This window comes from Streptomyces sp. NPDC047974 (assembly GCF_040653375.1).
GTDB lineage: Bacteria > Actinomycetota > Actinomycetes > Streptomycetales > Streptomycetaceae > Streptomyces.
Genome location: NZ_JBEZNU010000008.1, coordinates 17,957 through 31,170, shown reverse-complemented (window position 1 = coordinate 31,170; position 13,214 = coordinate 17,957). Strand labels below are relative to the sequence as shown.

General features: G+C 73.3%; 9 protein-coding genes. 5 read left to right on the top strand and 4 right to left on the bottom strand.

Annotated features, from left to right (window positions below; genetic code table 11):
- Positions 1–164: 164 nt before the first annotated feature.
- The 4 genes from AB0E19_RS13750 to eccE all read right to left on the bottom strand — a co-directional run bounded on the left by AB0E19_RS13750 (position 165) and on the right by eccE (position 6,360).
- Positions 165–3,374 (bottom strand): SCO5717 family growth-regulating ATPase, encoded by a 3,210-nt coding sequence (locus tag AB0E19_RS13750; protein WP_362178158.1) that lies wholly within the window; start codon positions 3,372–3,374, stop codon positions 165–167.
- 424 nt (positions 3,375–3,798) lie between these two features.
- On the bottom strand, positions 3,799–4,032 hold the full coding sequence (locus tag AB0E19_RS13745; RefSeq protein ID WP_362178155.1) for a DUF397 domain-containing protein: 234 nt from the start codon (positions 4,030–4,032) through the stop codon (positions 3,799–3,801).
- Positions 4,033–4,279: 247 nt separating this feature from the next.
- Entirely contained in the window at positions 4,280–4,996 is a 717-nt protein-coding gene (locus tag AB0E19_RS13740; protein WP_362178152.1) for a hypothetical protein, read from the bottom strand.
- The gene (gene eccE, locus AB0E19_RS13735) at positions 4,996–6,360 is read right to left on the bottom strand and encodes a type VII secretion protein EccE (protein WP_362178149.1); all 1,365 of its coding nucleotides are present in this window, start codon (positions 6,358–6,360) and stop codon (positions 4,996–4,998) included. Before eccE ends, AB0E19_RS13740 begins: the two co-directional genes overlap by 1 nt.
- A gap of 181 nt (positions 6,361–6,541) precedes the next feature.
- Here eccE and eccB point away from each other — a divergent pair, with 181 nt between their 5' ends.
- The 5 genes from eccB (at position 6,542) to AB0E19_RS13710 (ending at position 13,146) form a co-directional block, all read left to right on the top strand.
- Positions 6,542–8,065, top strand: coding sequence for a type VII secretion protein EccB (gene eccB / locus AB0E19_RS13730; protein ID WP_362178146.1), 1,524 nt, complete (start codon positions 6,542–6,544; stop codon positions 8,063–8,065).
- A complete protein-coding gene (mycP, locus tag AB0E19_RS13725; RefSeq protein ID WP_362178143.1) occupies positions 8,062–9,333 on the top strand; it encodes a type VII secretion-associated serine protease mycosin in 1,272 nt (423 codons plus the stop codon). Before eccB ends, mycP begins: the two co-directional genes overlap by 4 nt.
- Positions 9,334–9,548: 215 nt before the next feature.
- Positions 9,549–9,995, top strand: coding sequence for a hypothetical protein (locus AB0E19_RS13720; RefSeq protein WP_362178140.1), 447 nt, complete (start codon positions 9,549–9,551; stop codon positions 9,993–9,995).
- Positions 9,996–10,001: 6 nt separating this feature from the next.
- Positions 10,002–11,810 (top strand): hypothetical protein, encoded by a 1,809-nt coding sequence (locus AB0E19_RS13715; RefSeq protein ID WP_362178137.1) that lies wholly within the window; start codon positions 10,002–10,004, stop codon positions 11,808–11,810.
- Positions 11,811–11,847: 37 nt separating this feature from the next.
- Entirely contained in the window at positions 11,848–13,146 is a 1,299-nt protein-coding gene (locus tag AB0E19_RS13710; protein ID WP_362178134.1) for a S8 family serine peptidase, read from the top strand.
- The last annotated feature ends 68 nt before the right edge of the window (positions 13,147–13,214 follow it).

The window sequence follows — 13,214 nt, the reverse complement described above, 5'->3', positions numbered from 1 at the left end:
GTGGAGTCGTGGATCTTGGGCTGACGTCAAGTGAAGCGAAGATGTATCAGCGGTGGTCTGCCGTCGTCAACGATGACTCAAACCCCGTGTGGACTGCGGGAATGCAAGGAGGCTCCGTACCGGTGAACCGGTACGGAGCCTCATTGGTCTACTCCTGTGACGCCCTACTGCTGAGGGGCTGGCGGCGCCTGCGGGGGCGCCTGCGGCGGGGCCTGCGGAGGCAGCGGCTGACCGAACGGCTGCCCCGGATCGGGCTGCTGCCCGTACGGCTGCGGAGGCTGCCCGGGCTGCCCCGGCTGGCCGGAAGTCGCCGCCGGCGGGTAGGGCTGCTGCCCGTACGGCTGACCGGGATATCCGCCCTGACCGGGCATTCCGGGCTGACCGGGCTGGGGGTACGGCTGCGGCTGACCCTGCGGCGGGTACGGCTGACCGGGTGCGGGCTGACCGGGCGCGGGCTGGCCGGGGGCGTACTGCCCCGGCATCGGCTGACCGGGGTACGGCTGACCGGGCGCGGGCGGAGCGCCGTACGGCTGCCCCGGGGCGGGCTGTCCCGGCTGTCCGGGCGCGGCCGCCGCCTGGCCCGGCATCGGCTGACCGGGGTACGGCTGTCCCGGCGCGGGCGGAGCGCCGTACGGCTGACCGGGCATCGGCTGACCGGGTGCGGGCTGACCGGGCATCGGCTGACCGGGGGCGTACTGGCCCGGCATCGGCGGCGCCATGTGCGGCGGCATGCCGCCCTGGGCGTCGCCGGTCCACAGGCCCTGCGCCTGCTGCGCCCGCGCGAAGTCCTCGGCCACCATCGCCGAGAGGTCGAAGTACGCCTCCCGGGTCTTGGGCCGCATCATGTCGAGGTCCACCTCGGCGCCGGCCGCCAGGTGCTCGTCGAAGGGCACCACGATCACGCCCCGGCAGCGGGTGCGGAAGTGCTGCACGATGTCCTCGACCTTGATCATCTTTCCGGTCTCGCGGACCCCCGAGATGACCGTGATCGAGCGCTGCACCAGATCCGCGTAGCCGTGCGCCGACAGCCAGTCCAGCGTCGTCGACGCGCTGGAGGCGCCGTCCACGGACGGCGTGGAGATGATGATCAGCTGGTCGGCGAGGTCGAGCACCCCGCGCATGGCGCTGTAGAGCAGACCCGTGCCGGAGTCGGTGAGGATCACCGGGTACTGCTTGCCGAGGACGTCGATGGCCCGCCGGTAGTCCTCGTCGTTGAAGGTCGTCGAGACGGCCGGGTCCACGTCGTTGGCGATGATCTCCAGACCGGACGGGGCCTGCGAGGTGAACCGGCGGATGTCCATGTACGAGTTGAGGTACGGGATCGCCTGCACCAGGTCGCGGATGGTCGCCCCGGTCTCGCGCCGCACCCGGCGGCCGAGCGTGCCGGCGTCCGGGTTGGCGTCGATCGCCAGGATCTTGTCCTGCCGCTCGGTGGCCAGGGTCGCGCCGAGCGCGGTCGTCGTCGTGGTCTTGCCGACGCCGCCCTTGAGCGAGATGACCGCGATCCGGTAGCAGGAGAGGACGGGGGTGCGGATCAGGTCCAGCTTCCGCTGCCGCTCCTGCTCCTCCTTCTTGCCGCCCAGCTTGAAGCGGGAGGCCGCGCCGGGGTTCCGGCTCGACTTCGGCTTCTGCTTGTTGTTGCGCAGCAGCCGGTCGGAGGAGAGCTCGACGGCGGCCGTGTACCCGAGCGGGGCGCCCGGCACGGAACGCTCGCGCTGGTCGTGGGTGACCGACTGCGGCCAGGCCGCCCCGGTCCGAGGGTCGACGCCGCCCGGCGGGTACCCGTACCCCTCCGGCCCCTGCGGCGCCTGCTCGCCGGGCCCCTGAGGGTAGCCGTATCCGCCGGGGACGGGGGCCTGCGGCGGCACTCCCTGCCCGGCGGGCGTCGGCGCGGACGGCTGGCCGGGGTGGGGGTAGCCGTAACCGCCCTGCGCGGCGGCCGGCGGCTGCGGATAGCCGTAGCCGGCGGGCGCGCCGGGGGCGGGGGCCGCCGCCGGCGGCTGTGCCTGAGGCTGTGCCTGCGGCTGTGCCTGAGGCTGGGCCTGCGGAGGCAGGGCGGCGCCCTGGGGGTACCCGTACCCGCCCTGAGGCGGTACGGCTCCGGGCGCGGCGGCCACCGGCTGACCGGGCCACTGCTGCGCGGGCGCCGGGGCCTGCGGGGCCGGCGGGGCCGGCGGGATCTGCTGGGCCTGCGGTGCTTCGGGGGAGGCGGGCGGGAAGTCCGGCGGCAGCGGCGGCAGGGCACCGCCCGCGTCGGCCGGGACGACCGGGGCGACCGGGGCGACGGCGTCGACCGGGGCGTCCTCGGCGGGCAGCGGAGCGGCCGCGGGGACGGCGTCGGCGGGCGCGACCTCGAAGTCGGAGTCGGAGGCGGAGCCGGAGCCGGCTTCCACGGCGGCGGCGGACTCGTCCGTCTCCGTCCCCCTCTCCGTCTCTGCCTCTGCCTCCGCTTCCCGGTCGGTGTCGGTGTCGGTGTCGGTGTAGGCGGCGTCGGCGGCGTCGGTCGCGACCACCGCCTCGGGCTCGGACCGGACCTCGGACCCGACCTCGGGCTCGGCCTCCGGCTCGGTCGTCGTCGGCTCGGCCGCGACCTCCGCCGTGGCGACCTCCGGGGTAGGCTCCACGGTCGCGCGCGGGTCCTCGGCCTCGGCGGCGGGGGCGGACTCGTCCGCGGCCGGGACCGGCGGGACGTCCGCGCGGGCCAGGCCCGCGGCCTCCGGGGAGCCCGGCAGGGGGCCGGCCGCCGCGTCGGGTACGGGCTGCGCGGCGGCGTCGTCCTGCCGCAGCGCGGCCGGGTTGAAGCGCATGGTGGAGCCGCTCTCCAGATCGCCGCCGCCGAAGGGCGCCGCCGGGGCCGGCTGCGCGGGCGCGGGCGCCGGGTACGCGGGCGGCACGGCGGGCGCGGCGGCCTCGGAGCCGTATCCCTCGTACGGTCCGGGCGCGGGGGCCTGGCCCGGCGCGGGCGCGGCCGGGGGGTACGCGGCCGGGGGGTACGCGGCCGGGGCGCCGGCCTCGGGGCCGTACCCTCCCTGGGGTCCGGGCGCGGGGGCCGCCGGGTAGCCGGGCGGCGTGCCGGGGGCGCCGGCCTCGGAGCCGTACGCCCCGTAGGGCCCCGGCGGCGGGGTCTGCGGCGGGGCCTGCGTCCAGCCGGGCTGGAGGCCGGCCGGGGGCGTCCCGGGCACCGGGAGCGGTGCGCCCGTCGGCGGCGGGGGAGTGGCACCGACGCTTCCCGAACCGCCCGGCGCGTTCTGCGTGTACCAGGCCGGCGGGGTGTAGTCGATGGTGAACTCACCCGTCATCTCGGCGGGATCCGCGTCGGACTCGTCGGCGGGCACGTTCCAGCCCCCGCGGATCTCGTCACGATCGCCGTTCACTTTGCCTCCTGGTGTGGTCGAGCACCCTTGTGCCGTCGTGCGTCGGGGCCACCGTTCGCTGCCGGTCGGGCGGCTCTCCCCCTCGGACCCGGCGACCGTTCCGAGGGATACTCCGCCGCGCCCCCACCCACCCTAAACGCCCCCGCCGTCAGGGCGGCAGGCCCGTCCTTCCCCGGAGGCCCCGGTTCCGTCCGGGAGCGCGGCCCGGGTGACGCCGGTGCGGCGGAGCGTGAGGAGGCACCGGGGGTAAAACCGTACGAGTCGGGGCAACGAGGGGTATTGCGTACCGCCTTGCCGGCCGTGCGCCGACGCCTGTCCCTTGCCCGAACGGGTGATGCGACGAACCGGCGGCCGCGTACCCGTTTCCGGGCACCCGACCGCCGGTCCGACACGGGACCCGCCACCGGAGGGCGGGGCCGTGGGCTCACTTCAGGTCGAACTCGCCGTCCCGCGCGCCGAGCACGAAGGCCGTCCACTCCGCCTCCGTGTACCGCAGCACGGTGCCGTGGTCCAGCGAGGAGCGCATGGCGACGGCGCCGTGCGGCAGATGAGCGATCTCGACGCGCTCCTCGTCCGGGCTCGTGCCGGGGGCGCCGATCCACTCGACGTCCGAGATGTCGAGGGCGTACAACTCGTCCTTCTCCTGCGCGCTCCCCATGGGAGTTCCTTTCGTTCACGGCCTGTCGGCGGACCATGTGTCCCGTGGCGCGGGGGAGTTGGGCCCCGCCCGTGCCACCAGGGGAAATACTAGGGACACCGGCTTCCGCGCGGGGGCCGCTTCGACGAACCGTCGCGCTTCCCGGTCCTCTGAGTCGAGCCGCGCCTTCCGGTCCCCGGGCCGTGCGGCGCTTTCCGGCCCCTCGCGCCGGGACGCTCTCCGGAGCCCCCGCGCCGGGCCGTTCTTCTCAGTCCATGCGCCGGGCCGTGCCGAGCAGGCCCGACTCCGCGTCCGTGGCGTTGGTGATGACCCAGTGCCGCTCGCCGCCCGCGCACCACAGCGTGACGCCGTCCGCGAGCGTCGGCAGCGCGTCGACCTCGGTCCGCGTCAGGCCCAGGATGCGCCCGGTCTGCTGGGCCTCCTGCGGCGAGACCCGCTGGATGCCGACGAGCGTCGCCGCGCGCATCAACCGCGGGGCGACCGGGCTGAGGTACGGAAGGAGCGTCAGCACCGACTGCCACGGCGAGGAGACGACCCGGCCGCGCGGCGGCCGCATGCCGCAGTCCCGCACCACGACGGCCGGGCTGCCGACGGTCGCGCCCAGCGGCGGGACCCGGCCCACCTCGTGGAGGGTGATGCACTCCAGGCCCGCGCCCGCCGCCTGTGCCAGACCCACCCACGCGTGCGGGCGGCCGGTCTCGACGACGACCCTGGACCCGGTGGCGGCGGCGCGCAGCGCCAGCACCTGCGCCGTCCACAGACCGCCGATGAGCAGGACGTCGTACGGCGTCGAGCGGTGGAAGCCCACCAACTGCGAGCGGCCCTCGGAGTCCTCGCCGATCACCACGCCGTCGTCGCCCACCGGGAGGGAGAGCGCGCCGAGTTCGGCCGTCGGGACGGTGTGGCCCGCGTGCCGCGGGCCGATCAGACCGCGCAGCCCCTTCACCGCTCCACCACGGCCCATCATCGAGCACCCCCGAGAGGCATCGTCGCCAGCACGCCCGGCAGCTGCTCGCGGTCCAGCCGCAGCAGGCCGACCTTCGCCGTGCGCGCCGCCTGTTCCAGGGTCCGGCGCACCCGGACCAGTTCGTTGTCGGAGCCGCCGGTGACCCGCACGTGGCCGCCGACCTCCATCGTGCCCTGGCGCGTCCCGCGCCGGACGGTGAGGCTGAAGGTCGTCGCGTACGCGGGGACCGAGGTCAGCAGCGAGACCAGGCGCGGCAGCGGCGCCGCGCCCCGGCCCAGCTCGGGCCAGCGCCCGACCGCGTACGTGGTGTGCCAGCGGTCGTCGCACCGCCAGACGCGGGAGGTCTCGGCCGTCCGCCGCTGAGGCGCCGCGTCCGCCCGGCCCGCCCGCGCGGCCGCGTGCGGGCTCGTGCAGGCGGCGGTCGCGATCGTCGAGTTGACCTCCTCCTGGTCCAGGACGACCGCCTGGAAGCCGGCGCCGGTGATCCGGCTCGCCAGGTGGTCGGCGATCCGGACCAGACAGCGCTGCGCGCCCTCCAGGCCGCCGCCGCGCGCCGCGACCGCCTCCTTGCAGCGCTCGGGGTCCAGCTTCACCGCCACCCAGGTCAGCCGCAGCGCGGGCGCCCCGGTCCGCTCCTGGAGGGGGGTGTACGAGAGGCGGGCCACGGCCTGCTGGGGGAGGTGCGGCGCGGGGGCCGGGCGGACCTGCTGCACCAGCTGGACCGACTCGACCACGATGTCGTCGACCTCCAGGGCCTCGCCGAGGAGGGTCAGCGGGAAGGCGCGGGCACCGAAGACCGGCCGCAGCGCCGAACCGCTCGCCTCGACGCGCAGCACGGCGGTCAGGAACGTGCCGTCGCCCAGCATGCCGACGGTGCGGTGGTTGCGGTCGACGTACGGGCGGGCGCCGAAGCCCCGCACGCTCTCGGTGACCGGGGCGAGCGTCGGATCCGCCTCCGGCGCCGAGGGCGCGGTGTCGCGCCGTCGCGAACGCAGCGCGAGCGCCGTCCCCATCCAGTCCTGCACGGCCTGGCCGCGACGCCGTATCACCGCGAGCAGCACCAGGACGCCGGCCACGACACACGTCGGGACCAGCCAGAGCCCGCCCATCACGAAACCGACGGCCACCAGCGCGAGCGCCGCCTCCACCAGCACGAGCTGACGGAGATGGACGGGCCCGACGCGGCTCGTGCGCGACAGCGGGCGGAGCGTCGTCGTCGCCGGGACGGCGGTCTGCGCGGCCCCCCGCGCCGGTGCGCCGCTCCGCGCTTCACCGCGCTCGTTGCTGCGTTGCCGTCGGGAAGATTGAGGCGCTCGGCCGCTGGTCCGCCGCCCGTCGCGCGCACGCGTCGCCGTACCCATCGCCGCGTTGCCCCCTCGTGTCCGTAATAGCCGAATTCCCCTGGGCGTTGACCGGGCGATCACCCTACCTGAGCGGTGAGACACGGGTGCCGCCAGGCATAGTAGGGGGCGGCGGGACGGCGGAAGGACCCGCCGAGTGTGGCAACCTGGTCGGCCGGCGGGGAGAGGGACGACACAACAGATGGCATCACGACGCGACGAACTGAACGCCTACACCTTCGCGAAGCGGAGATTGGTCGCGCAGTTCGTGCAGCCGAACTCGACGGGCTCCGAGGAGGGCGCGCCGCGCCCGCTGCGCGCGGTGGTGCCGGGCGCCATCGTCGGCGCGGTCGTCCTCGCCGTCTTCGGGGCCTGGGGCATGTTCAAGCCCGTCGCCCCCAAGGACTGGGACAAGCCCGGGCAGAACGTGATCATCGCCGACAAGTCGACGACCCGTTACGTGGTCCTCAAGACCGGCGACAAGCTCCAGCTCCACCCGGTCCTCAACATGTCGTCGGCGAGGCTCCTCCTCGACCCCGACAAGGAGAAGATCATCACGGTCTCCGAGTCGGTGCTCGACAGCGGCAAGATCCCGCACGGCGCCACCCTCGGCATCCCGTACGCCCCCGACCGCCTCCCCGAGCCGAAGGAGGCCGGCGCCGCCAAGCGCTGGGCCGTCTGCGAACGCCCCGGCGAGGGCGGCCGCGCCATCCAGAAGGCCGCCTTCGTCCTCGCCGCCCGCGAGGAGGCCAGGACCGACGGCAAGGAACGCCTCACCGGCGGAGAACTGCTCTACGTCGAGGGCCCGGACCGCACCCGCTACGTCGTCGACGCCAAGGGGACCGCGTACCCCGTCGAGAAGGACGAACTGCTGCTCCGTCAGCTCGTCGGCCAGGGCCGCGTCCCCCAGCGCGTCTCGGACGCCTGGCTGAAGACCCTGCACAAGGGCGACACCATCTCCTTCCCGAAGCTCCCCGGCGAGCCGGGCGCCGCCGCCCGGGTCAGCGGCCTGTCGCCCGAGCTCGCCAAGGTCGGCATGGTCCTCACCGCGACCGACGGCACCGGCTGGAGGATGTACGTCGTCCTCCAGGACCGGGTCGCGCCCATCACCGACTTCACCGCCAAGCTGCTGCTCAACAGCCGTCAGCTCGTCGAGCTCGGCCAGGCCGGCCAGGCCACCAAGCTCAGCGGCGGCGCCTTCCAGCCGGGCGCCGCCTTCGGCCAGGACAAGAAGTGGCCGAAGGCCGAGCCCGTCCCCGTCAACGAGGCGGGCACCGGCGAGGGCAGCCGCAACACCGTCTGCAACGTGCTGCGCGGGGTCGACGCCGACAACGGCCGCACCACCCTCAGCACGTGGGCGGGCAAGGACTTCCCCGCCACCCTGCCGACCGGCTCCAGCAGCGCCTACGTCACCCCCGGCTCCGGCCAGCTCTTCCGCCAGTTCACCGGCTCCACCACCACGACCGGCTTCCTCTTCCTCGTCACCGACACCGGCCTGCGGTACGCGATGCAGTCCAACGGCGACACCGCCACCGACGACTCCGGCATCGGCTCCTCCGGCTCCGAGGAGGAGAAGCAGGCCCGCCAGGCCGAGGCCCAGCAGGCGCAGAACCGCCTCGGCTACAAGAGCATCGAGCCGCTGCCCGTGCCCGCCGAGTGGTCCACCTTCCTCCCCACCGGCCCCCGTCTCTCCACCGGCGGCGCACGCCAGCCCCAGGGCTCATGAGCACGCCGCCGCGCCGCCCCCGGCGCCTCCCGCTCACACGCCTCTCGTCCATGGCGGCCGCGACGGCGCTCTGCGCCCTCGGCCTGCCCCTCGCCACCGCCTCCACGGCGGCGGCGGACGACGGCGGACAGTGCAACTTCCCCAACAAGAAGTACGAGGGCCGGCCCTGGTCCCTCCAGCGCGTCCAACTCGACGAACTGTGGGCGCAGTCCACCGGCAAGAACGTCCGCGTCGCCGTCATCGACACCGGCGTCGACGTCGGCAACCCCCAGCTGGCCAAGGCCGTCGACGCCAAGAGCGGGATCAACCTGATCCCGAAGGACGCCAAGGACGCCAACGGCTACAAGCTGAAGCGCGGCAAGGAGAACGGCACCACCGACACCGTCGGCCACGGCACCAAGGTCGCCGGCATCATCGCCGCCCGCCCCGCCAAGGGCACCGGCTTCGTCGGCCTGGCCCCGGACGCCACGATCATCCCCATCCAGCAGAACGACGCCGACGGCCACGGCACCACGACGACCCTGGCCGCCGCGATCCGCCACGCCATCGCCAAGGGCGCGGACGTGATCAACATCTCCCAGGACACGGCGGACGCGGTCAAGCCCACCCCCCTCCTGGAACAGGCGGTGAAGGCCGCCCTGGACAAGGAGATCGTCGTCGTGGCCTCCGCCGGCAACGACGGCCTCGGCGGCAACGTCAAGGCCACCTACCCCGCCTCGTACGAGGGCGTCCTGGCCGTCGCCGCCTCCGACCGCAACAACGAACGCGCCGCGTTCTCCCAGTCCGGCGACTTCGTCGGCGTCGCCGCGCCCGGCGTCGACATGGTCTCCACGGTCCCCCTCGGCGGCCACTGCGCCGACAACGGCACCAGCTTCTCCGCCCCCTACGTCGCCGGCCTCGCCGCCCTGATCAAGTCCGAGCACGACGACTGGACCCAGGAGCAGATCGTCGCCCAGATCCAGCAGACCGCGGAACGCTCCGTCGCCGGCCACGACCGCCTCGTCGGCTGGGGCGTCGTCGACCCGGTCCGGGCCCTCACCGAGGACGACAAGCCCATCGAGAAGCCCGTCGCCCGCGAAGGCGTCACCCGCGCCGAGGCACCCACCCCCGCCGCCGTCCACATCGGCGAGACCCCGGAACAGCGCGCCGCCCGCCTGGCCACCTACGTCGTCGTCAGCGGAGGCGTCCTGGTCGCGGTGATCGCGGGCTCGGCGGTGGCGGTCAGGGACCACCGGAAGCGGCGTGCCGCGGTGGCAGCGGGCCGGTGACCATTGCAGACGCACACGCCTGATAGCGTCCGGTGAGCAGTGCGATTGTAGAAGTCTCGTGACGAACAAGAGACTTGGGGCCGTCAGTAGCTATCACTAGAGTGGTACGCACGCGAACGGGGATGGCGAGTCTCCACGATCGCAATGCAGGACAGCAGGAGCAAACGGGGAGGATTGGCCCGTGTTTCACGTGACGGGTGACGGGGGTGGTGACCGTGGGTGACCTTCAGCGCGGCGTCGACGCGCTGGTGAAGTTCCAGCGCGACATCGAGCACGTCATCGAGAACCTGGAGAAGGGCGCCGGCGGCTCCGCGAAGCTGAACCAGAACCGCGTGACGCGCCAGGCGTTCGGCACCGGCATCCCCTTCGCGGAGGCGGACGGCTTCTTCACGGAGTACGAGCGCGTCCACGCGTCCCTCGTCTCCCTGTCGAAGTCCCTCAGTGGCCAGATCGAACTCCTCCGGATCGGCGTCCACGCCGCCGATGTCGGCTACGACAACGTCGAAGAGGACCAGCGTCGCCAGTTCCACGACATCCAGACCCGCCTGGACCGGGAGCGCGACGAGGCCATCGAGCGCGAGGAGCAGGCCCGGGCGAAGGACCCGGCGCAGCCGGCCAAGAACACCGGCAGGGCCGACACCGCGACGGAAAGCATCGGGTGACGAACGATGAGTGAAGAGAAGTCTCCGGACACGGACGCGGCCCCGCCGTCGAATCTGACGCCGCAGGAACAGCAGCAGGCGAAGGACACGGCCGACATCAAGGCCAAGTACCAGACGACGAACGTCCTCGAGAAGCTGGACGAGATCCGCGTCCCCTTCATCGGCAGCTTCGGCCTGCGGCCCAAGGGCAGTGTCTTCGGCGAGACGTCCTTCGAGGGCCACAAGCTCAACGCCATGCTCGACCTGCTCGACAGCGCGGACCCCTCCCAGCTGTCCACCGCAGGTGACGCCCTGCAGACGGCGACGAAGGAACTCAACGCCGCGGCGAAGGCCCTGACCACGTTCGTCGGCAGCGTCGACTGGGACGGCGACGCCGCCGTCGAGTTCCAGCGGTACGGCTCCGAGGTCGCGAACTACGCCTGGTCCGTCGGCAAGGTCGCCAACGCGGTCGGCTCCCAGATGAAGGTCGCCAACGACGGCCTGACCTCGGTCCGCAACGCGGCCCCGCCGCGCGACACCCGCGCCGACCAGCGCAAGCCCTCTGAATTCTCGGAACTGGAGAAGACCGAGAAGAAGGAGGAGTACCAGAAGGCCGTAGCGGTGGAGAAGGACCGTCAGGAGGCCATCAACCAGATGAACCGCCTGGCGTCGTTCTACGCCGTGTCGCAGAGCACCCTGGCGGGGCAGGAGATGCCGAAGCCGCCGGAGGCGTATCAGGCGCCGGTGCCGAGGCCGACGGGGCGGGTATTCGGGCCCGAAGGGTCTGGAGACTCGGGTACGAGCTCCTCTCGCGACGGCCTGTCGAGGGCGTCGTCCGGGCCCATCAGCTCCGTCGAGGACCGCACCACGCCGACGATGCCCCGCACCGGCGACCAGCTCGACGGCTCGGACCCGATCCGCGAGAAGCCCTCGGACGACACGAGGGTTCAGATCGACACGGTCAAGACGCCGCCGGCGCCGACTCTCCCGAACACCCCGCCGACTCCGACCGCGCCCACGAACACCCCGCCCCCGACGGGTCCCGGGATGCCTCCCCCGCTCACGCTCGGCACCCCGCCGCGCACCGGCGGACCCAAGATCACCGGTAACCCGGGCATGCCGCGCACGAACACCGGCCGGACCGGCTTCGGCCGTCCGGTCGGCCCGACCACCGCGCCGACCGTCGGCCGCACGGGCGGACCGAAGGGACCGCTGGGCCCGCAGGCGTTCGGCCGTCCCAACGGCCCCACGAACGCTCCGATGGTGGGGCGCCCGGGCAATCCCACGAACTCTCCCGCGGTGGGCCGTCCGGGCAGTCCGACGAACTCCCCGACGACGGGCCGCACCAACGGCCCCGTGGGGCGTGCGGGCGGACCGCCGACCACCTCCCCGTCCACGCAGGCAGGCCGCGCCCAGCCGCAGACGGGCCGCCCCGGGCAGCCCGCCACGGGCCGTACGGCCGGCGGCAAGGCGAACCCCATCATGGGTGGCACCCCGCAGCGTCCCACCGGCGGAAACACCGGTGCGCGGATCCCGAGGGGCACGGTCGTCGGCAGCGAGGGCCCGGCCGCGGGCCGCACGGCGGGGGCACGCCCCGGCCAGGGCGGCGTGGTCGGCGCCAACAACGCCAAGGCGGCGCCCCGCCCCGCCGGACGAGGCACCCCCAGCTCCAACGGAGTGGTCGGGACGCCCCGTGGCATGGCCGGCCGTGGCAGCCAGCGCCCGGACCGCGACGAACAGGACCGCGACGGCTCTTCGCGCCCCGACTACCTGACGGAAGACGAAGAGACCTGGACGAACCGTCGGCGCGGCGCCGTCCCGCCGGTGATCGACTAACCACTCGGAAGGCTCGGAAGTCAGGATGACGGCACGAATGATCGAGAGCGGCGGCAGGCTCCGGCGGGCGCTCCTCGGCACCACGGCGATCGCGGTGCTGACGACGTCGCTCGTCGGGCTCGCCCCGACGGCAGTCGCCGCCGACGCACGGTCGCAGCAGTGGTACCTGGATGCCATGAAGGCCGAGGAGATCTGGAAGAAGTCGACCGGGAAGGGCATCACCGTCGCCGTGATCGACTCCGGGGTCGACCCGGACACCCCCTCGCTCAAGGGCAAGGTCCTGAAGGGATGGGACGCGTCCGAGTCCAAGGGTGACGAGACGGACGACTACTCCGGCCACGGTACGACCATCGCCGAGGTGATCGTCGGATCGGGTGCAGGCGGCGGCCTGAGAGGGCTGGCTCCCGATGCCAAGGTGATTCCGTACCGTGTGGCCGACACCGAGCGTCAGAACGAGCAGGCCGTCAACGCCTTCGACGTGGAGGAATCGATCAAGGCGGCTGCCGACAGCGACGCGCAGATCATCAACATCTCCTTCGCCTCCGATTACTACAGCTCAAACGAGCGTAAGGCTGTCAAGTACGCCCAGAGTAAGGGCAAGTTGGTCTTCGCGGGCGCCGGTAACAATGCCACCAAAGGCAACAAGGAACAGTACCCGGCGAGTTACCCCGAAGCCGTCGCAGTCGCGGCGAGCGGCCGGGACGGTTCAGTGGCGAAGTACTCGCAGCACGGCGATAGCATCGACATCGCAGCACCGGGAACCAGCATCCCCGGCTACTGCGACAAGAGCCTGACGAAGTACTGCGTGAGCGAAGGCACCAGTTTCTCCACCGCCATCGCCTCCGCCTCCGCCGCCCTCATCTGGTCGATGCACCCCGACTGGACGGGTAACCAGGTCCTCCGCGTCATGCTCGACTCGGCAGCGCGGGGCGAGGGCTGGGAGCCGAACACGGTCAGCGTCTACCTCGGTCACGGCATCGTCCGGCCCAACGCCCACGTCTCGCGGGGCGAGGGCACGCCGGGTGACCCGAACATCAGCCCCCTCACCAACAAGTCGACCGTGGCGACCCCGTCGGCCTCGGCCTCCGCGTCCGCATCGGCCTCCGCCTCCCCCGGCACGTCCGACTCCGCCGCCCCCTCCGCAACAGCTTCGACACAAGCCCCGTCCGGTAAGCAGTCGTCCGACGCACCTGTGGCAGGCTCCAACGGGAGCGCGTCCGAGGACGCGGACGGCGGCAGCAGCACCGGTCTCGTCATCGGCATCGCGGCAGCGGTCGTGGTCGTCGTGGCGGCCGCAGGCGTCGTCATCGCGCGCCGCCGACGCACGACCGCCTGACGGCGGCAGCACCCCACACAAACCTCCCTGCGTCCGCGCGAGTTTGCGAACGCAGCCTCAAAAGAGAA

Excerpts from the sequence above, each read along its gene's own strand:
- eccB (WP_362178146.1), top strand. The coding sequence starts at position 6,542 with ATGGCATCACGACGCGACGAACTGAACGCCTACACCTTCGCGAAGCGG.
- AB0E19_RS13745 (WP_362178155.1), bottom strand. The coding sequence starts at position 4,032 with ATGGGGAGCGCGCAGGAGAAGGACGAGTTGTACGCCCTCGACATCTCG.
- mycP (WP_362178143.1), top strand. The coding sequence starts at position 8,062 with ATGAGCACGCCGCCGCGCCGCCCCCGGCGCCTCCCGCTCACACGCCTC.
- AB0E19_RS13715 (WP_362178137.1), top strand. The coding sequence starts at position 10,002 with ATGAGTGAAGAGAAGTCTCCGGACACGGACGCGGCCCCGCCGTCGAAT.
- AB0E19_RS13740 (WP_362178152.1), bottom strand. The coding sequence starts at position 4,996 with ATGGGCCGTGGTGGAGCGGTGAAGGGGCTGCGCGGTCTGATCGGCCCG.
- AB0E19_RS13710 (WP_362178134.1), top strand. The coding sequence starts at position 11,848 with ATGATCGAGAGCGGCGGCAGGCTCCGGCGGGCGCTCCTCGGCACCACG.
- eccE (WP_362178149.1), bottom strand. The coding sequence starts at position 6,360 with ATGGGTACGGCGACGCGTGCGCGCGACGGGCGGCGGACCAGCGGCCGA.